The following is a 24,912-nucleotide window of genomic DNA, read 5'->3' as shown; positions in this document are numbered from 1 at the left end:
TTATTGAATGACCAAGAGTGACTTTTATGTCTGAAGTGAAATTTGAAACCGTAGAACAAAAAGCAAGCTACGGCATCGGCCTGCAAATGGGTCAGCAACTAGCAGGTAGTGGCCTAGAAGGTCTGAATGTAGCAGCCATTGCTGCTGGCATCGCAACCGCACTGGTTGGCGAACAGCCAGCTATCTCTATCGATGAAATCAACCAAGCACTGCACGCTATTCACATGCGCGCCGAAGAAGCTCGCCAAGAAGCAGCAAAAGCAGCCGCGTCTGAAGGTGAAGCTTTCCTGAAAGACAACGCTCTGCGTTCAGAAGTGACAGTCCTTGACTCTGGTTTGCAATATGAAGTGTTGGTTGAAGGCAATGGCGCTATCCCAACGGCAGACAAATCAGTTCGCGTTCACTACCATGGCCAGTTGGTTGATGGTACCGTTTTCGACAGTTCAGTCTCTCGTGGTCAACCCGCTGAATTTCCAGTGACAGGCGTGATCCGCGGTTGGGTTGAAGCGCTGCAACTTATGCCTGTAGGCTCTAAGTGGAAACTCTACATTCCACAAGACCTTGCATATGGTGAGCGTGGTGCTGGTGCAGCTATTCCACCATTCGCCGCTTTAGTGTTTGAAGTAGAACTGCTGGATATTCTGTAAGCGCAGTCTTCACATTCGCAATATTGTGACAAAGAGCGACCTTAACGGTCGCTCTTTTTTCATTACACTCTATCTTTCTCTTTGAAGTGACGGGTGAAGTGTTCATTGAAAATACCCGTCGCTTTAAGTAGTTTGGATAGACTTTTTGCTTACTGCTTTGTACTGAAACGTTAAACGGTAGGAAATAGTTACGCGCTTTATATGGGGAGTGATCATGCACTATCGCGTTACTGCTATATTAATCTCAACTCTTGCCAGCACGTCTGTACTGGCGTTTCCAAAACTCAACTCATTGGGCTCAGATGATCTTGCTGGATTGGTCGGTCAAACACTTTCACAATCCAAAGCTACGCAAGATTTGCTTACTCAATTTACTAGCCAATTACCACTCACCCCACAGCAAGCGGGCGGCGGCGTAGCAACATTGCTCACACAAGCACAAAACAATCTTACCGCTGATCAAAGCAATGAGTTAAACCAGTTAATTCCCAGCCTCAGTGAATTGAGCGGACTCATTCCTAATCAAAATCTCAGCACCATTTTGCAACGCAAAGAAGTTAACCAAGCCTTTAATGCTTTAGGGCTGGATGCCAGCATGGTCGAACAGTTTGTACCTGTTTTGATGCAATACTTGACGCAGCAAGGTGCTAGTCAAAACCTATTGGAATCGCTAGGCAAACTGTGGCAGTAGTACCACATAGCCTATCGAGATAGAGTGCGAGTAAGAGTAGAACACTCTACAAGCAAATAAGGCAGAAAGCAGAAATAAAAAAGCCGGGCTAGCCCGGCTCTTTTATTGCATGACGAACTGATTACTCAGCAGCAGCTTCAACAGCAGCTTCTGGGCGATCAACAAGCTCAATGTATGCCATTGGAGCTTTATCACCTGCACGGAAACCACACTTCAGAATACGAGTGTAGCCGCCTTGACGTGCAGCGAAACGTGGACCTAGTTCGTTAAACAGTTTTGCTACCACTTCGTTATCACGAGTGCGAGCAAATGCTAGACGACGGTTAGCAACACTGTCAGTCTTAGCTAGTGTAATCAAAGGCTCAACGACGCGACGCAGCTCTTTCGCTTTTGGCAAAGTAGTCTTGATAACTTCATGACGTACTAGAGAGCTAGCCATGTTGCTGAACATCGCTTTGCGATGACTGCTGTTGCGGTTGAGTTGACGACCACTCTTACGATGGCGCATGACCTAATCCTTCTAACTAATATCGATTAATCTTCAGCGATTGACGCTGGTGGCCAGTTTTCTAGACGCATGCCCAGAGACAGACCACGTGATGCAAGCACGTCTTTAATCTCTGTAAGAGACTTCTTACCGAGGTTTGGCGTTTTAAGAAGCTCAACCTCAGTGCGCTGTACCAGATCACCGATGTAGTGAATCGCTTCTGCTTTCAGACAGTTAGCAGAGCGAACTGTTAGTTCAAGATCGTCTACAGGACGCAGTAGGATCGGATCGAATTCTGGCTTCTCTTCCTTCTCCTCAGGTACACGTACATCACGAAGATCTACGAACGCATCCAATTGCTCAGCAAGAATTGTTGCTGCGCGACGGATTGCTTCCTCAGGCTCAAGAGTACCGTTAGTTTCCATATCGATAACAAGCTTGTCCAAGTCAGTACGCTGTTCAACACGAGCTGCTTCAACAGAGTAGGCAATTTTGTCTACTGGGCTGAAAGTCGCGTCAACAAGCAAACGACCAATTGGACGCTCATCTTCTTCAGTATGGATACGGGCAGAAGCTGGAACATAACCACGACCACGTTCTACTTTGATACGCATAGCGATCGCAGCATTGTCAGATGTTAAATGACAAATTACGTGTTCAGGGTTTACGATCTCTACATCACCGTCATGGGTGATGTCACCTGCAACCACAGGGCCCGAGCCTGATTTGTTCAGTGTAATGAACACTTCATCTTTGCCTTCGGCAACGCGAACAGCCAGACCTTTCAGGTTCAAAAGAATCTCAAGGATATCTTCCTGAACACCTTCTTTGGTGCTGTACTCGTGAAGAACGCCTTCAATCTCTACTTCAGTCACAGCACAACCTGGCATTGAAGATAAAAGAATACGGCGAAGTGCATTACCCAGAGTATGGCCGAAACCACGCTCTAACGGCTCAAGAGTTACTTTTGCGTGTGTCGTGCTGATTTGTTCGATATCAACAAGACGTGGCTTAAGAAATTCTGTTACAGAACCCTGCATTGTGTCCTCTCTTTAGTTTAAACCTTACTTAGAGTAAAGCTCGACGATCAATTGTTCGTTGATGTCAGCAGACAGATCAGAACGCTCAGGCAGACGCTTGAATGTACCTTCCATCGTGTTTACATCGACTTCAATCCAAGTTGGTTTTTCGCGTTGTTCAGCAACTTCTAGAGCTGCTTTGATGCGAGATTGCTTTTTCGCTTTCTCACGAATTGCAACAACGTCGTTAGCCGCAACATTGAAAGAAGGAACGTTTACTACTTTACCGTTCACTAGGATAGCTTTGTGGCTAACCAGCTGACGTGCTTCAGCGCGAGTCGCACCAAAACCCATACGGTAAACTACGTTATCCAGACGACCTTCCAGAAGCTGAAGCAGGTTTTCACCTGTGTTGCCTTTCAGGCGAGCAGCTTCTTTGTAGTAGTTACGGAATTGTTTTTCTAAAACGCCATAGATACGACGAACTTTTTGCTTCTCACGAAGCTGAACGCCATATTCAGACAGACGACCGCGACGAGCGCCGTGTACGCCTGGTGCGTTATCAATTTTACACTTGGTATCAATCGCACGAACGCCTGACTTAAGGAACAAGTCAGTACCTTCGCGGCGGCTAAGCTTCAGCTTAGGACCCAAATATCTTGCCATGATCTTTCTCCAATCTTCCTAGAAACGTTAAACGCGACGTTTCTTCGGTGGACGACAACCGTTATGAGGGATTGGTGTAGCATCAACGATGTTCGTGATACGGAAACCAGCTGCATTCAGAGCGCGAACAGTAGATTCACGACCTGGACCAGGACCCTTAACCATAACCTCTAGGTTCTTTAGGCCGTATTCTTTAGCCATTTCAGCACAACGCTCAGCAGCAACCTGTGCAGCGAACGGAGTAGACTTACGAGAACCGCGGAAACCAGAACCACCAGCGGTAGCCCAAGCAAGAGCATTACCTTGACGGTCCGTAATGGTTACGATTGTGTTGTTGAAAGATGCGTGGATATGCGCTACGCCATCAGCAACTTGCTTGCGTACACGCTTACGTGCGCGAGTTGGTTGTTTAGCCATTGTACTCTACCCTTCCCGATTATTTCTTGATCGGCTTACGCGGACCCTTACGGGTGCGAGCGTTGGTTTTAGTACGCTGTCCACGTAGTGGTAGACTGCGACGATGACGAAGACCACGGTAACAACCAAGATCCATTAGGCGCTTGATGTTCATGGAAACTTCACGACGTAGATCACCCTCTACAGTGTACTTAGCTACACCATCACGCAGTTGATCGATCTGCTCTTCAGTTAGTTCACTGATCTTAACACTTTCAGTAATACCCAGGTCAGCTAAGATAGCTTTTGAACGGGTTTTACCGATACCGTAGATCGCCGTTAGAGCGATTACAGCGTGTTTATGATCAGGAATGTTAATGCCTGCTATACGGGCCACTATGCACTCCTAGTACTTTCATCAAAGAATTACCCGCAACAAAGCCCGTCGAGGATACGTTGCGGTATACTACTTCTTTTGCACGCAAAAGGTAGGCCGAGGAATATACTCGACACTACCTTAATTTTCAAGTAAAAAATTTCTGCTAATTAGCCTTGGCGCTGCTTGTGCTTTGGCTCACTGCAAATCACGCGAACGACACCGTTACGCTTGATAACTTTACAGTTACGGCAGATTTTTTTAACGGAAGCACGAACTTTCATTGCTAAACTCCGTAAATCTATCTGAACTGCCTGCCGTATTAACGGCCGTAGCCTTTCAGATTTGCTTTTTTCAACACAGACTCATACTGATGAGACATCAAATGGGTCTGTACCTGTGCCATAAAGTCCATGATCACGACAACTACAATCAGTAGTGATGTGCCGCCAAAGTAGAAACGTACGTTCCACGCGACCATCATGAACTCAGGGATCAGACAGATAAAAGTAATATACAGTGCGCCCGCGAGGGTTAAACGTGTCATTACTTTATCAATGTATTTCGCTGTCTGTTCACCTGGGCGGATACCGGGTACGAATGCACCAGACTTCTTCAAGTTATCTGCTGTTTCACGCGGGTTAAATACCAACGCGGTATAGAAGAAACAGAAGAAGATAATCGCCGCTGCATAAAGCATTACATACAGAGGCTGGCCTGGGCTCAAAGCCAAAGACACATCAGTTAGCCAACCGAATGTGCTGCTTTCACCGTTCTGACCAAACCACTGCGCCAATGTTCCTGGGAACAGGATAATGCTTGACGCAAAAATCGCAGGAATCACACCAGCCATGTTGATTTTCAACGGCAAGTGAGTGCTTTGTGCTGCGAACACTTTACGACCTTGTTGACGCTTCGCGTAATTGACAACGATACGACGTTGACCACGCTCCATGAAAACAACGAAGTAAATCACAGCAAAAGCGAGCACTGCGATTAACAGCAGAAGAAGTACATGCAGTTCACCTTGACGCGCTTGCTCGATTGTTTGACCGATTGCTTTAGGCAATCCAGCAACAATACCTGCGAAAATTAGTATCGAAATACCATTTCCAATTCCACGCTCTGTAATTTGTTCACCTAACCACATTAGGAACATGGTACCGGTTACTAAACTCACGGTTGCAATCAGGGTAAACATGGTTTGGTCGATAACGACCAGATTGTTGACCATGTTTGGTAAGCCTGTTGCTATACCAATTGCTTGGAATGTTGCAAGTACAAGCGTGCCGTAGCGCGTATATTGGCTGATCTTACGACGGCCTGCTTCACCCTCTTTCTTGAGTTCCGCTAACGCTGGATGAACTACAGTCAACAACTGAACAACAATTGATGCCGAAATATACGGCATGATGCCCAGTGCGAATATAGATGCACGCGAAAGAGCACCACCAGAGAACATATTAAACATTTCAATGATGGTGCCTTTTTGCTGTTCGAACAAATCGGCAAGTACAGCAGCGTCAATACCAGGAATCGGCACAAAAGAGCCGGCTCGGAATACTAAAAGTGCACCAATTACGAAGAATAAGCGCGACTTCAGTTCACTTAAGCCGCTCTGAGCACTACGAAAATCTTGTCCTGGTTTTCTAGCCATCTGTACCTCAATCCTCGAGATTATTCCTCGATTTTACCGCCTGCAGCTTCGATTGCAGCTTTAGCGCCTTTAGTCACGCGCAGACCTTTTACAGTCACTGCTTTGTTAATCTCGCCAGAAAGAACGATTTTTGCAAACTCAATGTTTTTAGTAACAAGGTTTGCCGCTTTCAGAGCGTTCAGATCAACTACGTCACCAGTTACTTTCGCCAGTTCAGACAGACGAATTTCAGCAGACACAAAGCTCTTACGAGAAGTGAAACCGAATTTTGGTAGACGCTGTTTCAGAGGCATTTGACCGCCTTCAAAACCTGGACGTACTTTGCCGCCAGAACGTGACTTTTGACCTTTGTGACCACGGCCACCTGTTTTACCAAGGCCTGAACCGACACCACGACCTAAACGCTTAGGAGCATGTTTAGAACCCGCAGCCGGTGATAGAGTATTCAATAGCATTATGATTACTCCTCAACTTTAACCATGTAGTAAACCTTGTTGATCATGCCACGAACACATGGCGTATCTTCAAGTTCTACTGTGTGGTTGATTTTACGAAGGCCTAAACCGCGCAGTGTAGCTTTATGCTTTGGCAGGCGACCAATTGAGCTTTTAGTTTGAGTTACTTTAATAGTTGCCATTGTGTTCTTACTCCGAAATCGCTTCAACAGTTAGACCACGTTTAGCAGCAACCATTTCTGGTGACTTAACGTCTACTAGCGCATCAATCGTTGCACGAACGATGTTGATTGGGTTAGTAGAGCCGTACGCTTTAGATAAAACGTTGTGTACACCAGCAACTTCAAGTACTGCACGCATCGCACCACCTGCGATTACACCAGTACCTTCTGCAGCAGGCTGCATGTAAACTTTAGAGCCCGAATGGCGACCTTTCACTGGGTGGTGAAGAGTACCTTCGTTCAGCGCGATCGTAACCATGCTACGACGTGCTTTTTCCATTGCTTTTTGGATCGCAGCAGGTACTTCACGGGCTTTACCGTAACCGAAACCTACACGACCGTTACCGTCACCAACTACAGTCAGTGCAGTAAAGCTCATGATTCGACCACCTTTAACCGTTTTAGAAACGCGGTTAACTGCGATTAATTTTTCTTGCAAATCATTCGCTTGAACTTGTTGTTCTTTAGCCATCTTCCAACCCTACCTTAGAATTTCAGACCAGCTTCGCGAGCAGAATCTGCTAGCGCTGCTACTCGACCGTGGTATTGGAAACCAGAACGATCAAACGCAACTACAGTTACGCCTTTTTCAAGTGCGCGCTCTGCAACAGCTTTACCCACTGCTTTCGCTGCATCGATGTTACCGGTGTATTTCACTTGCTCACGGATCGCTTTTTCTACAGTAGAAGCGGCGGCGATAACCTCAGAGCCATTAGCTGCAATCACTTGTGCGTACACATGACGAGGAGTACGGTGTACTACTAGGCGAGTTGCACCCAGTTCTGCAATCTTACGACGTGCACGTGTAGCACGACGGATGCGAGATGCTTTCTTATCCATAGTGTTACCTTACTTCTTCTTAGCTTCTTTACTACGCACATTTTCATCTGCGTAACGAATACCTTTGCCTTTGTAAGGCTCAGGCGCGCGGTAAGAACGAATGTCAGCCGCAACTTGACCAACTACTTGCTTGTCGCAACCAGTTAGGACAATTTCAGTTTGGCTTGGACATTCTGCTTTAACACCCGCTGGCAGCTCGTGCTCAACAGGGTGAGAGAAACCCAGAGTCAGGCCTACAGCGTTGCCTTTCATAGCAGCACGGTAACCAACACCCTTCAGTACGAGTTTCTTAGTAAAGCCTTCAGTAACACCAACAACCATATTCTTAACAAGAGCACGTGCAGTACCTGCTTGTGCCCATGCATTGGCTACGCCTTCACGTGGACCAAAAGTCAGTTGGTTGTCTTCTTGTGCGATCACTACACCATTGTGGAAAGAGCGAGTTAATTCGCCTTTAGCACCTTTGATAGTGATCTCTTGGCCGTTCAGTTTCACCTCTACGCCAGCTGGAATAGCGACAGGTGCTTTAGCAACACGAGACATGTTCTACTCCTTAATTATGCTACGTAGCAAATGATTTCACCGCCAAGACCTGCTTTACGAGCAGCGCGGTCTGACATCAGACCCTTGGAAGTGGAAACGACAGCAACGCCTAGACCACCCATTACAGATGGCAGCTCGTCTTTCTTCTTGTAAACACGAAGACCTGGACGAGAAACGCGTTTGATTTGCTCGATTACTGGTTTTGCTTGGAAATACTTAAGAGTGATTTCCAGCTCTGCTTTCACTTCGCCTTCAACAGCGAAATCAGCGATATAACCTTCTGCTTTCAGAAGTGCAGCAATTGCAACTTTCAGCTTTGAAGAAGGCATTTTTACAGCAACTTTGTTTGCTGCCTGACCGTTACGAATGCGGGTCAGCATATCCGAAATCGGATCTTGCATGCTCATAAACTTTACTCCAAATGATTAAGTGGCAATTACCAGCTAGCCTTACGAAGTCCTGGAATCTCGCCTTTCATGCAAGCTTCACGAACTTTAATACGGCTTAGACCGAACTTACGTAGGAAACCGTGTGGGCGACCAGTTTGGTTGCAACGGTTACGCTGACGAGAACGACTTGAATCACGTGGAAGAGATTGCAGTTTAAGAACCGCGTTCCAACGATCTTCTTCAGATGCGTTTACATCGCTGATGATAGCTTTCAGAGTTGCACGCTTTTCAGCGAACTGAGCTACCAGCTTCGCACGTTTTTCTTCACGTGCTTTCATTGATTGTTTAGCCATAACAGTAACCCTTCACCTTACTTACGGAATGGGAAGTTAAAGGCAGCCAGCAGAGCACGGCCTTCCTCATCGGTACCAGCGGTAGTCGTGATAGTGATATCAAGACCGCGTACACGATCGACTTTATCGTAGTCGATTTCCGGAAAGATGATTTGCTCGCGAACGCCCATGCTGTAGTTACCGCGACCGTCAAAAGACTTGCCGTTAACACCGCGGAAGTCACGTACACGTGGTAGAGCGATAGAAATCAAACGCTCCAAGAAATCCCACATGCGCTCGCCACGCAAGGTTACTTTACAACCAATTGGGTAGCCTTCACGAATTTTGAAACCAGCTACAGATTTGCGCGCTTTAGTGATCAGTGGCTTTTGGCCAGAGATGATCGCCATATCAGACGCAGCATTTTCCAGTAGTTTCTTATCGTTGATTGCTTCACCAACGCCCATATTGAGGGTGATTTTCTCAATTCTAGGGACTTGCATGACGCTTGTGTAACTGAACTGTTTGGTCAGCTCAGCGACTACAGACGACTTGTAGTAATCATGCAGTTTCGCCATAGTAGAACTCCAAATTACTTCTAATTAGTTAGAAACGATTTCGTTGTTAGATTTAAAGAAACGAACTTTCTTACCATCTTCGAAACGGAAACCGATGCGGTCTGCTTTACCAGTTGCTGCGTTGAAAATCGCAATGTTAGAAACGTCGATCGCTGCTTCTTGCTCAACGATGCCACCTTGGACACCCATTGCAGGAACAGGTTTCTGATGTTTCTTAACTAGATTGATACCTTCAACGATAACTTTACCAGTTGCCAGAACCTTAGTTACTTTACCTTTCTTGCCTTTGTCTTTCCCAGCAAGAACGATTACTTCGTCATTTTGACGGATTTTAGCTGCCATTGTTGCCGCTCCTTACAGAACTTCTGGAGCCAGTGATACAATCTTCATGAATTTCGCATTACGAAGTTCACGAGTCACTGGACCAAAGATACGTGTACCGATAGGTTGCTCACTGTTGTTGTTCAACAGAACGCAAGCATTACGGTCGAAGCGAATGACAGAACCGTCTGGACGACGTACGCCTTTACGGGTGCGAACTACCACCGCCTTTAATACATCACCTTTTTTTACTTTACCGCGAGGAATTGCTTCCTTAACGGTAACTTTGATGATGTCGCCAACGTGGGCGTAACGACGGTGAGAGCCACCCAGAACCTTAATACACATTACGCTGCGAGCGCCTGAGTTATCAGCTGCATCCAGCATAGTTTGCATTTGGATCATGTTAGTGCTCCGCTAAATATTAAAAAAACTAGACCCATCTCGGGTCGGGCTGCCTCTTTAAAGGGACGCGAATTGTACCACCCTTTTTTTTGATTGGGTAGTCAAAAAACAAGCGGCTCCAAAAATAATTGGAGCCGCCTGATTTGCGAGAAAGAGTGGAGATTAGATCTTCGCTTTTTCTACAATTTTCACCAGAGTCCAAGACTTAGTCTTAGACAGTGGACGACATTCACGAATTTCAACAGTGTCGCCAATGCCACACTCGTTGTTTTCGTCATGTGCGTGTACTTTAGTCGTGCGCTTAACGAATTTACCGTAGATAGGGTGCTTCACCATGCGCTCGATAGCAACAACGATAGACTTGTCCATCTTGTCGCTAACAACACGACCTAGTTGAGTACGAATTTTGTCGCTCATTATGCGCCTGCCTTCTCAGTCAAAACAGTTTTCACACGTGCGATATCACGGCGTACAGCTTTCAGAGTATGAGTCTGCTGCAGTTGACCAGTCGCAGCTTGCATGCGCAAGTTGAACTGTTCTTTCAGCAAATTCAGTAGCTCAGAGTTCAGCTCTTCAACGCTCTTTTCGCGTAGATCTTGTGCTTTCATCACATCACCTGCTTAGTTACAAATGTAGTCTTGAATGGCAGTTTGCGAGCCGCTAGGCGGAACGCTTCACGTGCCAATTCTTCAGGTACACCATCAACTTCGTACATAACCTTACCAGGTTGGATTTGGGCTACCCAGTACTCAACGTTACCTTTACCCTTACCTTGACGAACTTCTAGTGGTTTTTCAGTGATTGGCTTGTCTGGGAACACACGGATCCAGATTTTACCTTGACGCTTGATATGACGCGTCATAGCACGACGTGCTGCTTCGATTTGACGAGCAGTCAGACGACCACGGCCAATAGCTTTAAGACCAAAAGAGCCGAAGCTTACTTCAGTGCCTTTCGCGAGACCACGGTTACGACCAGTCTGAACCTTACGGAACTTAGTACGTTTAGGTTGTAGCATCTGTCGACTCCTTACTTACGGCCTTTACGCGGCTTCTTGTTAGGCTTGTCAGCCTTTGGCTCTGCAGCTTCAGTTGCTGCTGGCATACCGCCTAGGATCTCACCTTTGAAGATCCAGACTTTAACGCCGATTACACCGTAGGTGGTGTGAGCCGAAGAAGTTGCGTAATCAATGTCAGCACGCAGAGTGTGTAGAGGTACACGACCTTCACGGTACCACTCTGAACGAGCGATTTCAGCGCCGCCTAAACGACCGCTTACTTCCACTTTGATACCTTTAGCGCCTAGGCGCATTGCGTTTTGTACTGCGCGCTTCATAGCACGACGGAACATTACGCGACGCTCTAGTTGAGACGCGATGCTATCAGCCACTAGCTGACCATCCAGCTCTGGCTTACGTACTTCAGCGATGTTGATTTGCGCTGGTACGCCAGCAATTTTTGCTACTGCTGCACGCAGTTTTTCAACGTCTTCGCCTTTCTTACCGATAACAACACCTGGACGAGCAGTGTGAATAGTCACACGGATGCTTTTCGCAGGACGTTCGATAACGATGCGTGACAGAGACGCGTTTGCCAATTCCTTAGACAGGTATTGACGTACCTTGAAGTCGCCGTCTAGGTTGTCAGCGAAATCTTTGGTGTTAGCAAACCATGTAGCATTCCAAGGCTTAACGATGCCTAGACGAATACCATTTGGATGTACTTTCTGACCCATTGCTTACTCTCCTAGTCTCTTAGCGATCTGCGACAACCACAGTAATGTGGCTTGAACGCTTCAAGATACGATCCGCACGGCCTTTAGCACGAGGCATAATACGCTTCATGACTGGGCCCTCATCTACGAAGATTTTAGCGACACGTAGATCGTCGATGTCTGCACCTTCGTTGTGCTCTGCGTTCGCGATTGCAGATTCCAGAACTTTCTTAACCAGTTCAGCCGCTTTTTTGTTGCTGAAGGTCAGAAGTTCTAGCGCTTGATCCACAGATTTACCGCGGATTTGGTCTGCAACTAAGCGAGCTTTCTGAGGAGAAATACGAGCAAAGTTATGTTTAGCGATAGCTTCCATTATTTACCCCTTATTTCTTCTTAGCTTTCTTATCCGCAGCGTGACCGCGGTAAGTACGAGTAGGTGCAAATTCGCCCAATTTGTGACCGATCATCTCGTCAGTTACGAAAACTGGAACGTGTTGACGACCATTATGGACAGCGATGGTCAAACCGATCATTGTTGGAATGATCATTGAACGACGGGACCAAGTCTTAATAGGCTTTTTGTCTCCGCTTTCCACCGCTTTCTCTACCTTCTTCAGCAAGTGTAGGTCAATAAATGGACCTTTCTTGAGAGAACGTGGCATGGCTTATCCTCTTAAATAGATTACTTATTACGACGACGTACGATGTACTTGTCAGTGCGTTTGTTACTACGTGTCTTGTAGCCTTTGGTTGGAACGCCCCAAGGAGATACTGGGTGACGACCACCAGAAGTACGGCCTTCACCACCACCGTGTGGGTGATCAACCGGGTTCATTACCACACCGCGAACGGTTGGACGAACACCACGCCAGCGCGCTGCACCAGCTTTACCTAGTTCACGCAGCATGTGCTCAGCGTTGCCTACTTCACCGATAGTTGCACGGCCTTCAGACAGCACTTTACGCATTTCACCAGAACGTAGACGGATAGTTACATAAGCACCGTCACGAGCGACTAGTTGCGCGTACGCACCAGCAGAACGAGCCAGCTGTGCACCTTTTCCTGGAGTCAATTCAACGTTGTGGATAGTTGAACCAACTGGGATGTTGCGCATCGGCATTGCGTTACCCGCTTTAATCGGCGCATCAGGGCCAGATTGGATAACGTCACCAGCACGCAGGCCTTTAGGTGCAATGATGTAACGACGCTCACCGTCTGCGTACAGAACTAGAGCGATGTTTGCGCTACGGTTTGGATCGTATTCTAGACGCTCAACTTTCGCTGGGATACCGTCTTTAGTACGTTTGAAGTCAACCAAACGGTAGTGTTGCTTGTGGCCACCACCGATGTGACGTACTGTGATACGACCGTTGTTGTTACGACCACCGTTCTTAGAGTTTTTCTCTAGAAGAGGGGCGTATGGCTTACCCTTGTGCAGGTCAGCGTTAACAACTTTAACAACGTGACGACGACCAGCCGAAGTCGGCTTACATTTAACAATAGCCATTTTTCAACTACTCCTGTTATTCCGCGCCGCCAACGAAGTCAAGATCTTGACCTTCATTCAAAGTCACGTACGCTTTTTTCACGTCTGAACGACGGCCTTGGCGCAGACCTTGACGCTTGGTCTTACCCTTGATGATCAGGGTATTTACAGACTTAACTTCAACTTCAAATAGCTTTTCTACAGCTGCTTTGATCTCTTTCTTAGTTGCATCTTTTGCTACTTTGAAAACGATAGTGTTCGCTTTCTCAGCAGACATAGTTGCTTTTTCAGAGATGTGCGGAGCACGTAGAACTTTTAGTAGACGCTCTTCACGGATCATGCCAGCATCTCCTCAACTTGCTTAACTGCAGCAGCAGTCATAAGAACCTTGTCAAATGCGATCAGGCTTACTGGGTCGATACCAGTTACGTCACGCACGTCAACTTTGTACAGGTTACGAGCAGCTAAGAACAGATTCTCGTCTACTTCGCCAGTAACGATGAGAACATCGTTCAGCTCAAGTTCTTTTAGCTTAGCTACCAGAGCTTTGGTCTTTGGAGCTTCAACTGAGAAGTTTTCAACAACGATTAGACGCTCTTGACGAACTAGCTCAGACAGAATGCTCTTCATAGCACCACGGTACATTTTTTTGTTTACTTTTTGGCTGTGATCTTGTGGTTTCGCAGCAAAAGTAACACCACCTGTACGCCAGATTGGGCTACGGATTGTACCAGCACGTGCACGGCCAGTACCTTTTTGACGCCATGGCTTAGCGCCACCGCCAGAAACTTCTGAACGTGTCTTTTGAGCACGAGTACCTTGACGAGCACCTGCTGCATAAGCAACAACTACTTGGTGTACAAGAGCTTCGTTGAACTCACGTCCGAAAGTAGTTTCGGAAACAGTTAGTGCGTTAGCACCTTTAACCATCAATTCCATTACTTACTCCTAGACGTTACGCTTTAACAGCTGGTTTGACGATCACGTTACCGCCAGTTGCGCCTGGGACTGCACCTTTAATCAGAAGCAGATTGCGCTCAGCGTCAACACGTACGATCTCTAGGTTTTGAGTCGTTACACGCTCAGCACCCATGTGACCTGCCATTTTTTTGCCTTTGAACACGCGACCTGGAGTTTGACATTGGCCAATTGAACCCGGTGCACGGTGAGACAATGAGTTACCGTGAGTCATATCTTGAGTACGGAAGTTCCAACGCTTAACAGCGCCTTGGAAACCTTTACCCTTAGATGTACCAGTAACGTCTACTTTTTTTACTTCGTTGAACAGTTCAACAGTCAGTTCAGAACCTACTGCAAACTCTTCACCGTTTTCCAAACGGAATTCCCAAAGACCGCGACCAGCTTCTACACCCGCTTTCGCGAAGTGACCAGCTTCTGGCTTAGTAACACGGTTAGCTTTCTTAGAACCAGCAGTTACTTGGATTGCAGCATAGCCGTCAGTTTCAAGAGTTTTCACTTGAGAAACGCGGTTTGCTTCAACTTCAACAACAGTTACTGGGATAGAAACGCCGTCTTCAGTAAATACGCGGGTCATGCCCACTTTACGACCGATTAGACCAATCATTCTTCTAATCTCCCTTAACCTAGGCTAATTTGTACGTCAACGCCCGCAGCAAGGTCTAGACGCATCAGAGCATCAACAGTTTTGTCTGTTGGTTCAACGATGTCGATTAGACGTTTGTGAGTACGGATTTCGTACTGATCACGAGCATCTTTGTTAACGTGTGGAGAGATAAGAACAGTGAAACGCTCTTTACGAGTTGGCAGTGGGATTGGACCACGAACCTGTGCGCCAGTGCGCTTAGCTGTTTCAACGATTTCCGCTGTAGAAGCATCGATCAGTTTGTAATCGAAAGCTTTCAGGCGGATACGGATACGTTGGTTCTGCATGAGACAGAGCTCCAATATTAAAAAATTACACAAACAATATCGCCACTCAAACTCGTCAAGACGAGTGAATGCCGATTGATTTATGTGAAACCGTAGCATCCAAGATTAGGACGCATTGTCAGCTAATAGGTGATTAACCTGAACTATCGCGAGATAGTAGAAAGCTAAATTTTTATTAACTGCGAACATAAGCTGAGTATACATTACCTAACCTATCAATAAGATGGGTCAGCTCCTCGCTGCTCATTGGTTCACAACTGGCTTAACCAGTGCGGGGCATTATACCGATCACAGTTTCAGTTGCAAGGGATGTCTGAAAAATAAACGGAATTAAATCCAATTGCCGCTGTAGCGGGAGAGATGGTAGAAGAAATAGATAAGGTTGGGAGAAGATAAAAATAAACGGGCACTTTCGTGCCCGCTATCAGAGGTATGCACCGTAAGCTTATTAATTAGCCATGCGCTGACGCACTGCTTCAAACAAGCAGATACCACAAGCTACTGAAACGTTGAGGCTGGATACACTCCCGGCCATCGGGATCTTAATCAGTCCATCACACGTTTCGCGGGTTAGGCGACGCATACCATCGCCTTCTGCGCCCATCACGATAGCCAGTGGCCCAGTCAGTTTGCTTTGGTAGATGTCGTGGGTAGCTTCACCGGCGGTACCAACAAACCAGACACCCTTTTCTTGCAACGCACGCATTGTGCGCGCTAAGTTGGTGACGCGCACTAGCGGTACGGTTTCAGCCGCGCCACACGCCACTTTACTTACGGTTGCGGTCATCGGTGCCGATTTATCTTTCGGCACAATGACTGCTGCAACACCTGCTGCATCGGCATTACGCAGGCAAGCGCCTAAGTTGTGTGGGTCAGTGACTCCGTCCAACACCAGCAGCAGTGGCTGTTCATGCTGAGCGAGGATATCGTCAAGATCATTTTCATTGAGTTGACGAGCGGGTTTAACACGGGCAATCAGTCCTTGATGGTTTGCGCCTTCCGCTTTGTCATCCAGCGCTTTACGGCTCATCTCTTGAATTGAAACACCAAGACGCATCAGTTCATTGAGCACAGGTAGCAGGCGATCATCCTGACGACCTTTTAGCACATACGCTTCGACAAAACGCGCGGGATCGCGTTGTAACACCGCGTTCACTGCGTGGATGCCATAAATCAATTCGTTACTCATGTTTTACCTATTTGGTTTTATCTCGTGCTTTACTGGTTTTCTTACGAGCTTGGTCTTTGCGTTTTTTCGGCGCTTTAGTCTTTTTCGGTTTACTCCGACCTTCGCCATCTGGGTAGCGTGTCACTTCTACCTGAGGTTTCGCCTCTGACTTCACTGGCGCTTTGCCACGGCCGCCTTTGGTTGCAGCCTCTTTTTTGCCTTGCGCTTTGGCTCTGGCTTCTTCGGCACGTTTCTTAGCCGTTTTGCCTTGGCCGCGTAGCTTACGACTTGTTTCAACCAATTCAAAGTCAATTTGGCGATCATCAAGGTTTACCGCTAACACTTTTACTTTCACTGCATCACCAAGGCGGTAGATGGCACCAAAGCTTTCACCAACCAGACGCTGTCCGATCGGATCGTAGTGGTAGTAATCGTTGGCCAAAGTCGAAATATGCACCAAGCCATCAATATGCAGCTCAGTCAGGCGAACGAAGAAACCGAAACTGGTCACGTTAGCGACCACACCTTCAAGCTCTTCACCCACATGGTCTTGCATGTACTCACATTTGAGCCAATCAGACACTTCGCGCGTCGCATCATCCGCTCGGCGCTCGGTCATGGAACACTGCTCGCCGTAGAAATCCATATCATCGAAGGAATAGTGGTAACCACCTGTGGGTGTCCAACGGTCTTGGTTACGTCCTTCATGCTTAGCAATCAAGTATTTGATCGCACGATGTAGCAGCAAATCCGGATAACGACGGATTGGCGAAGTAAAGTGCGCGTAACGTTTCAACGCCAAGCCAAAGTGACCCGCGTTATCCGCGTTATACACCGCTTGCTTCATGGAGCGCAGCAGCATGGTTTGGATCAGTTCTTTGTCCGGACGCTCCCCGATTTGTTTCATCAGATTCGCGTAATCGGTCGGTGACGGCTCAAGTCCACCAGAGAGATCCAGCCCTAACTCACCGAGGAAATCACGGAAGCCAGTGAGACGTTCTTCACCTGGTGGCTCATGGACTCGGTACAACGCCGCTTCTTTCGCTTTCTCCACCAAAGAGGCAGAGGCAATGTTGGCGAGGATCATACACTCTTCAATCAGCTTGTGAGCATCGTTACGGATCACCGGTTCAATGCTTTCAATTTTACGCTCAGCATTGAAGATGAATTTGGTTTCGACGGTTTCAAACTCAATCGCGCCACGCTCATCACGCGCACCTTTGAGCACTTGATACATTCTATGCAGCTCTTCAAGATGCGGAACCAGCTCTTTATAGCGCTCACGCAGCTCTTCATCCCCTTCGAGGATTTCGTGCACTTTGGTGTAAGTCAGACGAGCGTGTGAGTTCATCACTGCTTCATAATGCTTGTAGCCAGAAAGTTTACCCGTTTCCGATACCGTCATTTCACACACCATACACAAGCGATCCACTTGTGGGTTGAGTGAACAGAGGCCGTTCGACAGCACTTCAGGCAGCATTGGGACAACTTGCGATGGGAAGTAAACCGAGTTACCGCGATTGATCGCCTCTTTATCCAGAGCCGTATCAGGTCGTACATAATAACTCACATCGGCAATCGCCACCCATAAACGCCAGCCGCCACCTTTTTTCGCTTCACAATACACCGCATCATCGAAGTCGCGGGCATCTTCACCATCAATCGTCACCAATGGCAAAGCGCGCAGATCGACACGACCTTGCTTGGCTTCTTCAGGCACTTCTTCGCCTAGCCCTGCAACTTGCTGTTCAACTTCTGCTGGCCATTCATGAGGAATTTGGTGAGTGCGAATCGCAATTTGTGTTTCCATACCCGGCGCCATATTTTCGCCAAGTACTTCAACCACTTTACCCATCATGCCGCGATTGCGCGTGCCACGATCAGTAATTTCAATCACCACCACATTGCCCATGCGTGCTCCGGCACGCAAGTCATTTGGGATCAAAATGTCATGGTGAATACGTGAGTCATCCGGCACCACGTACGAATAGCCATATTCAAAGAAGAAACGCCCAACAATTTGGCCATTGCGCTCTTCTAAAATGCGTACCAGACGCCCCTCTTTGCGGCCACGTTTATCGGTACCGCTTGGTTGCACTAATACATAATCACCATGGATTAGCGTACGCATCTGATGATGAGGTAACAGGATATCGCCTTCTTTATTGAGGCTTCCTTCTGGACGTACCCAGCCATGGCCATCTTTGTGGCCAATCACATAGCCTTTCACCATTTCTAACTTTTCTGGCAAGGCATAGCATTGGCGGCGTGTGAACACCAGTTGTCCATCTCGTTCCATTGCTCGTAAGCGACGACGCAACCCTTCATATTGCTCTTCACCCTCGAGTTTCAGGGCTTCGAACATATCGTTGCGATTCATGGGAACATTGGCTTGGGTTAAAAATTCGAGAATGTACTCACGACTCGGAATTGGATTGTCATAATTGTCGGCTTCGCGATCAGCGAAAGGATCAAGATGTGTGGTATCAGACATAGGCAGACCTGCTTATCTAGGAAGGTGTTAGTTATATCCTACTGCGTTGTCACTACGAACAACTAATGACAACGCACAGAACCAGTTCATCATTCTAGGTAATGTGACTTGAGTCAACTTTTAAGTTATTATTTGCAACGATTTTGCTGTCCAACCAATCCCATTTGCTACGGGGATTCCACATGTTATTGATGATAAAAAAGAATATTCAGTGGCTTTTTAGTCACTTTATTTTGAATGCCGTTTTATTAAGCTTTTTAGGTCTACCTTATCTGAAATGGATGGAGGTCAGCGCAGGCAACACAACGGCGTATAGTTATCTCTTAACCACTCAATTTGGGTGGTTTGGTCTCTTTGCTTTTGCCATCACGCTCAGTTCACTCGCTCTGGTTTGGCTACCGAGTCGGCTGCTGCATGGTATTGTTTTTCTAGCTTCTTGGGCCATCAGTATTTTGTTGATGGTCGATATTGAAGTGTATCAGCAGTACCGTTTTCATCTAAGTGGCTTTGTGTGGGATCTGCTACTGCATGGCGGACAGCAAGTGATCAGTGTTTCTTGGTACACGTTGGTTATCGCTAGCCTGATCGTACTGGTTATTGGTTTTGCACAGTGGCTTATCATGAAGCTGGCACAACATATCCAAAGTCCGCGCTTAATTGGCGCTGTCTGTAGCCTGTGGCTACTGGCACTGATCAGCAGCCAGATGATTCATGCGTGGAAAGATGCCACATATGACAGCGAAATACCAAGCTACAGCTACTATTGGCCGCTCTATTATCCTTTGACGGCTAAGCGCTTTTTCAATCAACTGGGTGTCGTCGATGCACAAACAGCTCGCAATCAACAAGTGGTTTTTCATGCCCCAACCAGTAGCACTTTAAACTACCCTCTGCGCCCACTGCGCATCGAGCCCCCCGCACAGCGCCCTAACATTTTGGTGATTGGCATTGATGCTTGGCGTTTTGATGATGCCAATCGCGAAGTGACTCCAAACGTTGCAAATTTTGGACAGCAAGCAACGCGCTTTACGCATCACTTGAGTGGTGGAAACTCAACACAAGCGGGGCTGTTTAGTCTGTTTTATGGATTGCCTGCCACTTATTGGGAGAAGTTCCAAACCAGCCAAACTCGCCCATTGCTGATGCAAACTCTCGTGGATTTGAACTATCAGTTCGCCATTTACGGCTCGGCGCCATTGAATAGCCCACCGTTTGACCGAACAATATTCAGTAACATCCCACAGCTACGCACAGTCACACCTGGGAGCAATTCGCCACAGCGTGACGAGCGTATCACTGAAGATTTTCTGACTTTTTTAAATCAGCGCGATCGTAGCCAGCCTTACTTTGGTTTTCTGTTTTACGATTCAGCGCATGCGACAGATTTTCCATCCACGATGACGCCGCCATTTACGCCATACTGGGAGCGAGTAGATCACATAAAACTCAATAACGACTTTAACCCAGAGCCGTATCATAATCGCTATCGCAATGCGCTCTATTACGCAGATTCATTGATCGGTAAAGTGCTCAATGAGCTAAAAGCCCTCAATGAACTGAACAATACGATCGTGATCATCACTTCTGACCATGGTGAGGAGTTTAATGATAATCAGCAAAATTATTGGGGGCATGGCAGCAACTACAGCATGGCGCAAATTCATGTGCCGCTGTATATCTATATTCCAGAGAAGGAAGGGAGTGTTCTTACCCATAAAACTACCCATCTCGATGTGGCACCCATGTTGATGCAAGACGTGTTAGGGGTTCAAAACCCACTTAATGAATTCACGTTAGGGTATCCGCTTTGGCATGCAAGTCCGCAGAGGGAATGGACAATTATCGGCAGTTATTTTAACTATGCTTTGGTGAGTGATAAGGAAATATTGGTCAGCTACCCGAGTGGCCGAGTGGAGGCCTTAAATGCCGATCTAGTACCAGAGAAGGTGCGGCAGATTTCCAGTCAGCAAATTATGCAAGCACTGCAGGAAATGCGTCAGTTTTTACGTTAGCGGTAGCTCTACGTTCTGGTAAATATCGGTTACCAGAACGTTTCTCTTCGTTTGGCTCGCGCGATGATGTTTTCTGGCATGCGGCGTTCCAGCCCCTGTCGAAGCAGGGCAATGCGATTATGCATACGCTGATCGGCGGTTACAGAGTTATATAACCAACGATACGCATCTTCATAATCGAGCGGGCTACCGTAATCACGCAATAACAGTTCAGCCAACTGAATGCGTGCATTCAAGTTGCCCATAGCCGCCGCTTCACGCAGATATGGGATCGCCCGTTCTTTATCTTGTTGAACTAGCGTACCACGCGAGTAGTATCGCCCAAGCTGTTCTAATGCCGCAGGCAAACCTTGATGCGCCGCATTCTCCATATAATAGAGGCCAAGCTCAACATCCTGATCAACGCACACACCCCACGCCAGCATATCGCCATACAGAAACTCATACGAGGGCAGACTGATACGCGTAGCACGCGCGACAATATCTTCCACGATCTGGCAATTATCGGCTTTTACGCGCTCAAGATGCTTATTTTCTTCAATCAGTTTGATTAGCTCAGCTTCCGAATAGATAGGCACTGGCTCTCCTAAATCCACCGCATAAGCAGGATTGTATGAGGAGTGCCATGCAAGCAATAAGGAAGCGGCTACCGTTCGTAGCTTCATACCTGCACTCTTACATAACACCGGCAGCCACGACGTGCCGCATTGCACGTTGACCCGGTTCGCTCTCTATATCGGCATTCCATGCCATCGCTTTAGGCTTGTTTATCGTTTTGCGGCAACTTTTTGCCACAGGCGCACAAAATACCACCAACAGTATGGCAAAAAAAAGCCGACTCAGTGAGTCGGCTTACTGTTTTTTATCTCAAGATCACGCGCTGAATGGGTGAACTTTGATGATCGTTTCGTTGCGGTCAGGGCCAGTAGAAATAATGTCTACCGGAACACCAGTTAGCTCTTCGATACGCTTGATGTAATCCAGTGCAGTCTGTGGCAGTTCAGCCAGAGTTTTTGCACCGAAAGTCGTTTCAGACCAACCAGGCATAGTTTCGAAAATTGGCGTCACGTTTTCAAATGCGTCAGCTGCCATTGGTGAAACTTCAGCAATTGAACCGTCAGGCATTTGGTAACCTGTACAGATCTTGATCTCTTTTAGACCATCAAGAACGTCCAGTTTGGTCAGGCAGAAGCCGGTGACTGAGTTGATTTGGATCGCGCGGCGCATTGCCACAGCATCAAACCAACCACAACGACGCTTACGACCTGTAGTTGCACCAAACTCATGGCCTTTAGTTCCTAAGTGATCGCCCACTTCGTCAAACAGTTCTGTTGGGAATGGACCTGCACCAACACGAGTGCAGTAGGCTTTCGCAATACCAAGGATGTAACCTAGGTGACGAGGACCAAAACCAGAGCCCGCAGCAACACCACCTGCAGTGGTGTTTGAAGACGTTACATATGGGTAAGTACCGTGGTCGATATCTAGTAGTGTACCTTGCGCACCTTCGAACATGATTTTGTCGCCACGCTTACGCGCTGCATCCAGTTCGTTGGTCACGTCAATAACCATAGAAGTCAGGAGTTCTGCATAACCCTTCGCCTGCTCCAGTACCGCTTCGTAGCTTACTGGTTCTACTTTGTAGAAGTGCTCAAGTTGGAAGTTATGGAATGCCATCACTTCTTGCAGTTTCTCAGCAAAAGAAGCCATATCGAATAGGTCGCCAACACGCAGACCACGACGAGCAACTTTATCTTCGTACGCAGGACCAATACCACGACCAGTAGTACCGATTGCTTTCTTGCCACGAGCGGCTTCGCGCGCTTGGTCAAGAGCAACGTGGTATGGCAAGATCAGAGGACAAGCTTCAGAAATGAAAAGACGCTCGCGAACAGGAACACCACGATCTTCAAGACCAGACATTTCTTTAAGCAGTGCTTCTGGTGAAAGTACTACACCGTTACCGATGATACATTTCACGTTATTGCGAAGAATACCGGATGGAATTAAGTGGAGAACGGTTTTTTGACCGTCGATTACTAGTGTGTGACCTGCGTTGTGTCCGCCTTGGTAGCGAACCACGTATTTTGCATCTTCAGTTAAAAGGTCTACGATTTTACCTTTACCTTCGTCACCCCATTGGGTGCCAAGAACGACAACGTTATTACCCATCTTTCCAAGTCTGATTGCTAGTTAAAAAAGGATTCTAGCACCGAATTTGAATCCTTGCAGTCATTTTTTAAGCATGAAAAATTCATATAAAACGGCTTTGAAAATCCATTCAGTTATTAAGAAAAGGTTATTCGTCAGCGTAAATTTTCACACTGAATTGACCATGGCGATCAATCCCCGCGCGATACATGCCAGAACTGTTCATGGCAAAGTGAAGATCGCCCTGCGCATCAATAGCGATTAATCCCCCTTCACCACCTACGCTTTTCAGTTCACCTTGCACTACAGTTTCACAGGCGGTATGGACATCTTCTTTGAGATAACGCATGCGTGCCGCAATATCGCCTGCGACCGCATAACGGATGAAGTACTCGCCCATTCCGGTACATGAAATGGCGACATTGCCATTTTCAGCTAGCGTTCCAGCGCCGATGATTGGCGAGTCGCCCACACGACCAAAACGCTTGTTGGTGATCCCCCCCGTACTGGTCGCCGCCGCTAAATTACCCTGTTGATCCAGCGCCACCGCGCCTACCGTGCCAAATTTCTTATCATCGGGATATTCACTTTGCGGCTCTTGTTCCGCAGATCCAGATAGGTAGGTAGCTTCTGAAAGTGCGAAGCGATCTTGCTGCTTCATATTTTGCAGCTGTTCATAACGGCGCTCAGTAAAGAAATAATCCTGTTCGGTATAAACATGACCTTGCTGGAAGGCAAACTGCTCAGCCCCTTCACCGATCAAAAATACATGCTCACTATGGCGCAGCACATCGCGCGCAAGTTGAATGGGATTTTTGATGTGGCGCACGCCCGCAATCGCGCCCGCTTCACGCGCTGCACCATGCATGACTGAGGCATCCATCTCCACCATTTCATTGTGCGTCAGTACCGATCCTTTGCCAGCATTAAACAGCGGAGAGTCTTCCAATACCGACACCGCAGCAACGACCGCATCCAGAGCATCCATACCTTGTGTTAACAATTGATGTCCGGCTCGCACGGCCTGTTCTAAGGTGTTAAGAATGTCCGCACGCAGTGATTCACTCATCTGCTCGCGAAAAATCGTGCCAGCACCACCATGAATGGCAATCGCAAAAGGCTGTGACATGACTTGTATTCTCCAATAAGGTTAACCGTTTTATTTCGGTTTTTAGAATGGGCGTATAGTGCCAAAGTTCGCAATAAAAAAGCGCTAACCGGATCGCGGTTAGCGCTTTTCAAATCTATCGTACTACGAAAATAACGTACTACTTAGCGAGATGGGCTCACTATTAGTGAGAACCACAACCGCCGCCGCCACAGCAGCCGCCTTCTTTCTTACCGTGACCATGGTGATCGTGATCGTGGCCTTCGCCACCACAACAACCGCCTTCATGATCATGGTCGTGATCGTGGTCATGACCACCACAGCAGCCGCCACCTTGGTGGATATGGCCGTGAGCCATTTCTTCTTCTGTTGCAGCGCGAACAGCAACCACTTCAACGGTGAAAGTCAGTGATTGGCCAGCCAGCATGTGGTTACCATCAACCACAACTTCGTCACCATCCACTTCAGTGATTTCAACTGGGATTGGACCTTGGTCAGTATCCGCTAGGAAACGCATACCTACTTCTAGCTCATCAACGCCTTGGAACACTTCAGCAGGAACACGTTGTACCAGATCTTCGTTGTGCTCACCGTACGCATCTTCCGGTGCGATCGTTACGGTGAATTTATCGCCAGCCACTTTGCCTTCCAGCTCACGCTCAAGACCTGTGATCAGGTTGTTGTGGCCATGCAGGTAATCCAGTGGCGCATCAACAGTAGACTGATCCACTACCACGCCATCTTCGATAGTCAATTGGTAAGCAAGACTTGCTACCGTGTTTTTTTCAATTTTCATAACTGCTCCAGGGAGGTTGTCTCTTCGCCGTCAAATACGAACCAAGAGAG

General features: G+C 47.4%; 37 protein-coding genes. 3 read left to right on the top strand and 34 right to left on the bottom strand.

Annotated features, from left to right (window positions below):
- Positions 1-26: 26 nt before the first annotated feature.
- Both EPB59_RS00725 and EPB59_RS00720 read left to right on the top strand, forming a co-directional pair.
- Complete coding sequence (locus EPB59_RS00725; protein WP_000005599.1) at positions 27-647, top strand: FKBP-type peptidyl-prolyl cis-trans isomerase; 621 nt, start codon at positions 27-29, stop codon at positions 645-647.
- Positions 648-861: 214 nt separating this feature from the next.
- Positions 862-1,338 carry a DUF2780 domain-containing protein gene (locus EPB59_RS00720; protein WP_195707021.1) on the top strand — a complete coding sequence of 159 codons (477 nt, stop codon included), beginning with the start codon at positions 862-864 and terminating at the stop codon, positions 1,336-1,338.
- Positions 1,339-1,459: 121 nt separating this feature from the next.
- On the opposite strand, the gene rplQ is transcribed toward EPB59_RS00720, so the two are convergent.
- The 30 genes from rplQ to rnr form a co-directional block, all read right to left on the bottom strand.
- Positions 1,460-1,846, bottom strand: a complete 387-nt coding sequence (gene rplQ, locus EPB59_RS00715; protein ID WP_001216360.1) for a 50S ribosomal protein L17 — start codon at positions 1,844-1,846, stop codon at positions 1,460-1,462.
- A gap of 26 nt (positions 1,847-1,872) precedes the next feature.
- Positions 1,873-2,865 (bottom strand): DNA-directed RNA polymerase subunit alpha, encoded by a 993-nt coding sequence (locus EPB59_RS00710; RefSeq protein ID WP_001162087.1) that lies wholly within the window; start codon positions 2,863-2,865, stop codon positions 1,873-1,875.
- 24 nt (positions 2,866-2,889) lie between these two features.
- Positions 2,890-3,510 (bottom strand): 30S ribosomal protein S4, encoded by a 621-nt coding sequence (gene rpsD / locus EPB59_RS00705; RefSeq protein ID WP_000135214.1) that lies wholly within the window; start codon positions 3,508-3,510, stop codon positions 2,890-2,892.
- A gap of 27 nt (positions 3,511-3,537) precedes the next feature.
- Entirely contained in the window at positions 3,538-3,927 is a 390-nt protein-coding gene (gene rpsK, locus EPB59_RS00700; RefSeq protein WP_001118870.1) for a 30S ribosomal protein S11, read from the bottom strand.
- A gap of 19 nt (positions 3,928-3,946) precedes the next feature.
- Positions 3,947-4,303, bottom strand: coding sequence for a 30S ribosomal protein S13 (rpsM, locus tag EPB59_RS00695; RefSeq protein ID WP_154171317.1), 357 nt, complete (start codon positions 4,301-4,303; stop codon positions 3,947-3,949).
- Between the two features lie 149 nt (positions 4,304-4,452).
- The gene (gene rpmJ / locus EPB59_RS00690) at positions 4,453-4,566 is read right to left on the bottom strand and encodes a 50S ribosomal protein L36 (RefSeq protein ID WP_000868186.1); all 114 of its coding nucleotides are present in this window, start codon (positions 4,564-4,566) and stop codon (positions 4,453-4,455) included.
- 38 nt (positions 4,567-4,604) lie between these two features.
- Positions 4,605-5,939, bottom strand: coding sequence for a preprotein translocase subunit SecY (gene secY / locus EPB59_RS00685; RefSeq protein ID WP_000101597.1), 1,335 nt, complete (start codon positions 5,937-5,939; stop codon positions 4,605-4,607).
- A 20-nt stretch (positions 5,940-5,959) separates the two neighbouring features.
- Entirely contained in the window at positions 5,960-6,394 is a 435-nt protein-coding gene (gene rplO / locus EPB59_RS00680; RefSeq protein ID WP_000926114.1) for a 50S ribosomal protein L15, read from the bottom strand.
- A gap of 5 nt (positions 6,395-6,399) precedes the next feature.
- Entirely contained in the window at positions 6,400-6,576 is a 177-nt protein-coding gene (rpmD, locus tag EPB59_RS00675) for a 50S ribosomal protein L30 (protein WP_000201159.1), read from the bottom strand.
- Between the two features lie 7 nt (positions 6,577-6,583).
- On the bottom strand, positions 6,584-7,087 hold the full coding sequence (gene rpsE, locus EPB59_RS00670; RefSeq protein ID WP_001040926.1) for a 30S ribosomal protein S5: 504 nt from the start codon (positions 7,085-7,087) through the stop codon (positions 6,584-6,586).
- Positions 7,088-7,101: 14 nt separating this feature from the next.
- Positions 7,102-7,455 (bottom strand): 50S ribosomal protein L18, encoded by a 354-nt coding sequence (rplR, locus tag EPB59_RS00665; protein WP_000358092.1) that lies wholly within the window; start codon positions 7,453-7,455, stop codon positions 7,102-7,104.
- A gap of 9 nt (positions 7,456-7,464) precedes the next feature.
- Positions 7,465-7,998, bottom strand: coding sequence for a 50S ribosomal protein L6 (gene rplF / locus EPB59_RS00660; protein ID WP_055051249.1), 534 nt, complete (start codon positions 7,996-7,998; stop codon positions 7,465-7,467).
- A 14-nt stretch (positions 7,999-8,012) separates the two neighbouring features.
- Positions 8,013-8,405, bottom strand: a complete 393-nt coding sequence (rpsH, locus tag EPB59_RS00655) for a 30S ribosomal protein S8 (protein ID WP_000062614.1) — start codon at positions 8,403-8,405, stop codon at positions 8,013-8,015.
- Positions 8,406-8,434: 29 nt separating this feature from the next.
- The gene (gene rpsN / locus EPB59_RS00650; protein WP_001118926.1) at positions 8,435-8,740 is read right to left on the bottom strand and encodes a 30S ribosomal protein S14; all 306 of its coding nucleotides are present in this window, start codon (positions 8,738-8,740) and stop codon (positions 8,435-8,437) included.
- Positions 8,741-8,757: 17 nt separating this feature from the next.
- The gene (gene rplE, locus EPB59_RS00645; protein ID WP_001096208.1) at positions 8,758-9,297 is read right to left on the bottom strand and encodes a 50S ribosomal protein L5; all 540 of its coding nucleotides are present in this window, start codon (positions 9,295-9,297) and stop codon (positions 8,758-8,760) included.
- Between the two features lie 24 nt (positions 9,298-9,321).
- Positions 9,322-9,639: a 50S ribosomal protein L24 gene (rplX, locus tag EPB59_RS00640; protein ID WP_000729176.1), complete on the bottom strand. Its 318-nt coding sequence runs from the start codon at positions 9,637-9,639 to the stop codon at positions 9,322-9,324.
- Between the two features lie 12 nt (positions 9,640-9,651).
- Complete coding sequence (rplN, locus tag EPB59_RS00635) at positions 9,652-10,023, bottom strand: 50S ribosomal protein L14 (RefSeq protein WP_000615540.1); 372 nt, start codon at positions 10,021-10,023, stop codon at positions 9,652-9,654.
- Between the two features lie 162 nt (positions 10,024-10,185).
- Positions 10,186-10,440: a 30S ribosomal protein S17 gene (gene rpsQ / locus EPB59_RS00630; RefSeq protein WP_001280802.1), complete on the bottom strand. Its 255-nt coding sequence runs from the start codon at positions 10,438-10,440 to the stop codon at positions 10,186-10,188.
- Positions 10,440-10,631, bottom strand: a complete 192-nt coding sequence (gene rpmC, locus EPB59_RS00625) for a 50S ribosomal protein L29 (RefSeq protein WP_000647192.1) — start codon at positions 10,629-10,631, stop codon at positions 10,440-10,442. The genes rpsQ and rpmC overlap by 1 nt, the downstream gene beginning before the upstream one ends.
- Positions 10,631-11,041: a 50S ribosomal protein L16 gene (rplP, locus tag EPB59_RS00620; protein ID WP_000941216.1), complete on the bottom strand. Its 411-nt coding sequence runs from the start codon at positions 11,039-11,041 to the stop codon at positions 10,631-10,633. The genes rpmC and rplP overlap by 1 nt, the downstream gene beginning before the upstream one ends.
- An 11-nt stretch (positions 11,042-11,052) precedes the next feature.
- Positions 11,053-11,757, bottom strand: coding sequence for a 30S ribosomal protein S3 (gene rpsC / locus EPB59_RS00615; protein ID WP_000529941.1), 705 nt, complete (start codon positions 11,755-11,757; stop codon positions 11,053-11,055).
- A 19-nt stretch (positions 11,758-11,776) separates the two neighbouring features.
- A complete protein-coding gene (rplV, locus tag EPB59_RS00610) occupies positions 11,777-12,109 on the bottom strand; it encodes a 50S ribosomal protein L22 (protein WP_000387269.1) in 333 nt (110 codons plus the stop codon).
- 10 nt (positions 12,110-12,119) lie between these two features.
- Entirely contained in the window at positions 12,120-12,398 is a 279-nt protein-coding gene (gene rpsS, locus EPB59_RS00605; protein ID WP_001138114.1) for a 30S ribosomal protein S19, read from the bottom strand.
- Between the two features lie 20 nt (positions 12,399-12,418).
- Complete coding sequence (gene rplB / locus EPB59_RS00600; protein ID WP_001018909.1) at positions 12,419-13,243, bottom strand: 50S ribosomal protein L2; 825 nt, start codon at positions 13,241-13,243, stop codon at positions 12,419-12,421.
- Positions 13,244-13,259: 16 nt separating this feature from the next.
- Entirely contained in the window at positions 13,260-13,562 is a 303-nt protein-coding gene (gene rplW, locus EPB59_RS00595) for a 50S ribosomal protein L23 (protein ID WP_000617540.1), read from the bottom strand.
- Positions 13,559-14,161 (bottom strand): 50S ribosomal protein L4, encoded by a 603-nt coding sequence (rplD, locus tag EPB59_RS00590; RefSeq protein ID WP_000422344.1) that lies wholly within the window; start codon positions 14,159-14,161, stop codon positions 13,559-13,561. The genes rplW and rplD overlap by 4 nt, the downstream gene beginning before the upstream one ends.
- Positions 14,162-14,177: 16 nt before the next feature.
- A complete protein-coding gene (rplC, locus tag EPB59_RS00585; RefSeq protein WP_000579660.1) occupies positions 14,178-14,807 on the bottom strand; it encodes a 50S ribosomal protein L3 in 630 nt (209 codons plus the stop codon).
- A gap of 14 nt (positions 14,808-14,821) precedes the next feature.
- Entirely contained in the window at positions 14,822-15,133 is a 312-nt protein-coding gene (gene rpsJ / locus EPB59_RS00580) for a 30S ribosomal protein S10 (protein ID WP_001181007.1), read from the bottom strand.
- 448 nt (positions 15,134-15,581) lie between these two features.
- Complete coding sequence (rlmB, locus tag EPB59_RS00575) at positions 15,582-16,322, bottom strand: 23S rRNA (guanosine(2251)-2'-O)-methyltransferase RlmB (RefSeq protein WP_000064144.1); 741 nt, start codon at positions 16,320-16,322, stop codon at positions 15,582-15,584.
- 7 nt (positions 16,323-16,329) lie between these two features.
- Positions 16,330-18,795, bottom strand: a complete 2,466-nt coding sequence (gene rnr / locus EPB59_RS00570; RefSeq protein WP_154171315.1) for a ribonuclease R — start codon at positions 18,793-18,795, stop codon at positions 16,330-16,332.
- 182 nt (positions 18,796-18,977) lie between these two features.
- Here rnr and EPB59_RS00565 point away from each other — a divergent pair, with 182 nt between their 5' ends.
- Positions 18,978-20,807 carry a DUF3413 domain-containing protein gene (locus tag EPB59_RS00565; RefSeq protein WP_195707020.1) on the top strand — a complete coding sequence of 610 codons (1,830 nt, stop codon included), beginning with the start codon at positions 18,978-18,980 and terminating at the stop codon, positions 20,805-20,807.
- Between the two features lie 29 nt (positions 20,808-20,836).
- Here the strand turns inward: EPB59_RS00565 and motX are convergent, their stop codons facing one another.
- The 4 genes from motX to slyD form a co-directional block, all read right to left on the bottom strand.
- A complete protein-coding gene (motX, locus tag EPB59_RS00560) occupies positions 20,837-21,472 on the bottom strand; it encodes a flagellar protein MotX (protein ID WP_055051253.1) in 636 nt (211 codons plus the stop codon).
- A 208-nt stretch (positions 21,473-21,680) separates the two neighbouring features.
- On the bottom strand, positions 21,681-22,979 hold the full coding sequence (locus tag EPB59_RS00555; protein WP_000527937.1) for an adenylosuccinate synthase: 1,299 nt from the start codon (positions 22,977-22,979) through the stop codon (positions 21,681-21,683).
- A 127-nt stretch (positions 22,980-23,106) separates the two neighbouring features.
- Positions 23,107-24,087, bottom strand: a complete 981-nt coding sequence (locus EPB59_RS00550; protein ID WP_154171313.1) for an isoaspartyl peptidase/L-asparaginase family protein — start codon at positions 24,085-24,087, stop codon at positions 23,107-23,109.
- A 163-nt stretch (positions 24,088-24,250) separates the two neighbouring features.
- A complete protein-coding gene (gene slyD / locus EPB59_RS00545; protein ID WP_055051257.1) occupies positions 24,251-24,862 on the bottom strand; it encodes a peptidylprolyl isomerase in 612 nt (203 codons plus the stop codon).
- Positions 24,863-24,912: the final 50 nt, after the last annotated feature.

Source organism: Vibrio metoecus, from assembly GCF_009665255.1.
In the GTDB taxonomy this organism is placed as follows: Bacteria; Pseudomonadota; Gammaproteobacteria; order Enterobacterales; family Vibrionaceae; genus Vibrio; species Vibrio metoecus_B.
This window is presented reverse-complemented; position numbering and strand designations above follow the sequence as displayed.

Bases quoted from the DNA above. Each gene is read 5' to 3' on its own strand.
- EPB59_RS00725 (WP_000005599.1), top strand. From the start codon at position 27: ATGTCTGAAGTGAAATTTGAAACCGTAGAACAAAAAGCAAGCTACGGC.
- EPB59_RS00720 (WP_195707021.1), top strand. From the start codon at position 862: ATGCACTATCGCGTTACTGCTATATTAATCTCAACTCTTGCCAGCACG.
- rplQ (WP_001216360.1), bottom strand. From the start codon at position 1,846: ATGCGCCATCGTAAGAGTGGTCGTCAACTCAACCGCAACAGCAGTCAT.
- EPB59_RS00710 (WP_001162087.1), bottom strand. From the start codon at position 2,865: ATGCAGGGTTCTGTAACAGAATTTCTTAAGCCACGTCTTGTTGATATC.
- rpsD (WP_000135214.1), bottom strand. From the start codon at position 3,510: ATGGCAAGATATTTGGGTCCTAAGCTGAAGCTTAGCCGCCGCGAAGGT.
- rpsK (WP_001118870.1), bottom strand. From the start codon at position 3,927: ATGGCTAAACAACCAACTCGCGCACGTAAGCGTGTACGCAAGCAAGTT.
- rpmJ (WP_000868186.1), bottom strand. From the start codon at position 4,566: ATGAAAGTTCGTGCTTCCGTTAAAAAAATCTGCCGTAACTGTAAAGTT.
- secY (WP_000101597.1), bottom strand. From the start codon at position 5,939: ATGGCTAGAAAACCAGGACAAGATTTTCGTAGTGCTCAGAGCGGCTTA.
- rplO (WP_000926114.1), bottom strand. From the start codon at position 6,394: ATGCTATTGAATACTCTATCACCGGCTGCGGGTTCTAAACATGCTCCT.
- rpmD (WP_000201159.1), bottom strand. From the start codon at position 6,576: ATGGCAACTATTAAAGTAACTCAAACTAAAAGCTCAATTGGTCGCCTG.
- rpsE (WP_001040926.1), bottom strand. From the start codon at position 7,087: ATGGCTAAAGAACAACAAGTTCAAGCGAATGATTTGCAAGAAAAATTA.
- rplR (WP_000358092.1), bottom strand. From the start codon at position 7,455: ATGGATAAGAAAGCATCTCGCATCCGTCGTGCTACACGTGCACGTCGT.
- rplF (WP_055051249.1), bottom strand. From the start codon at position 7,998: ATGTCTCGTGTTGCTAAAGCACCTGTCGCTATTCCAGCTGGCGTAGAG.
- rpsH (WP_000062614.1), bottom strand. From the start codon at position 8,405: ATGAGCATGCAAGATCCGATTTCGGATATGCTGACCCGCATTCGTAAC.
- rpsN (WP_001118926.1), bottom strand. From the start codon at position 8,740: ATGGCTAAACAATCAATGAAAGCACGTGAAGAAAAACGTGCGAAGCTG.
- rplE (WP_001096208.1), bottom strand. From the start codon at position 9,297: ATGGCGAAACTGCATGATTACTACAAGTCGTCTGTAGTCGCTGAGCTG.
- rplX (WP_000729176.1), bottom strand. From the start codon at position 9,639: ATGGCAGCTAAAATCCGTCAAAATGACGAAGTAATCGTTCTTGCTGGG.
- rplN (WP_000615540.1), bottom strand. From the start codon at position 10,023: ATGATCCAAATGCAAACTATGCTGGATGCAGCTGATAACTCAGGCGCT.
- rpsQ (WP_001280802.1), bottom strand. From the start codon at position 10,440: ATGAGCGACAAAATTCGTACTCAACTAGGTCGTGTTGTTAGCGACAAG.
- rpmC (WP_000647192.1), bottom strand. From the start codon at position 10,631: ATGAAAGCACAAGATCTACGCGAAAAGAGCGTTGAAGAGCTGAACTCT.
- rplP (WP_000941216.1), bottom strand. From the start codon at position 11,041: ATGCTACAACCTAAACGTACTAAGTTCCGTAAGGTTCAGACTGGTCGT.
- rpsC (WP_000529941.1), bottom strand. From the start codon at position 11,757: ATGGGTCAGAAAGTACATCCAAATGGTATTCGTCTAGGCATCGTTAAG.
- rplV (WP_000387269.1), bottom strand. From the start codon at position 12,109: ATGGAAGCTATCGCTAAACATAACTTTGCTCGTATTTCTCCTCAGAAA.
- rpsS (WP_001138114.1), bottom strand. From the start codon at position 12,398: ATGCCACGTTCTCTCAAGAAAGGTCCATTTATTGACCTACACTTGCTG.
- rplB (WP_001018909.1), bottom strand. From the start codon at position 13,243: ATGGCTATTGTTAAATGTAAGCCGACTTCGGCTGGTCGTCGTCACGTT.
- rplW (WP_000617540.1), bottom strand. From the start codon at position 13,562: ATGATCCGTGAAGAGCGTCTACTAAAAGTTCTACGTGCTCCGCACATC.
- rplD (WP_000422344.1), bottom strand. From the start codon at position 14,161: ATGGAATTGATGGTTAAAGGTGCTAACGCACTAACTGTTTCCGAAACT.
- rplC (WP_000579660.1), bottom strand. From the start codon at position 14,807: ATGATTGGTCTAATCGGTCGTAAAGTGGGCATGACCCGCGTATTTACT.
- rpsJ (WP_001181007.1), bottom strand. From the start codon at position 15,133: ATGCAGAACCAACGTATCCGTATCCGCCTGAAAGCTTTCGATTACAAA.
- rlmB (WP_000064144.1), bottom strand. From the start codon at position 16,322: ATGAGTAACGAATTGATTTATGGCATCCACGCAGTGAACGCGGTGTTA.
- rnr (WP_154171315.1), bottom strand. From the start codon at position 18,795: ATGTCTGATACCACACATCTTGATCCTTTCGCTGATCGCGAAGCCGAC.
- EPB59_RS00565 (WP_195707020.1), top strand. From the start codon at position 18,978: ATGTTATTGATGATAAAAAAGAATATTCAGTGGCTTTTTAGTCACTTT.
- motX (WP_055051253.1), bottom strand. From the start codon at position 21,472: ATGAAGCTACGAACGGTAGCCGCTTCCTTATTGCTTGCATGGCACTCC.
- EPB59_RS00555 (WP_000527937.1), bottom strand. From the start codon at position 22,979: ATGGGTAATAACGTTGTCGTTCTTGGCACCCAATGGGGTGACGAAGGT.
- EPB59_RS00550 (WP_154171313.1), bottom strand. From the start codon at position 24,087: ATGTCACAGCCTTTTGCGATTGCCATTCATGGTGGTGCTGGCACGATT.
- slyD (WP_055051257.1), bottom strand. From the start codon at position 24,862: ATGAAAATTGAAAAAAACACGGTAGCAAGTCTTGCTTACCAATTGACT.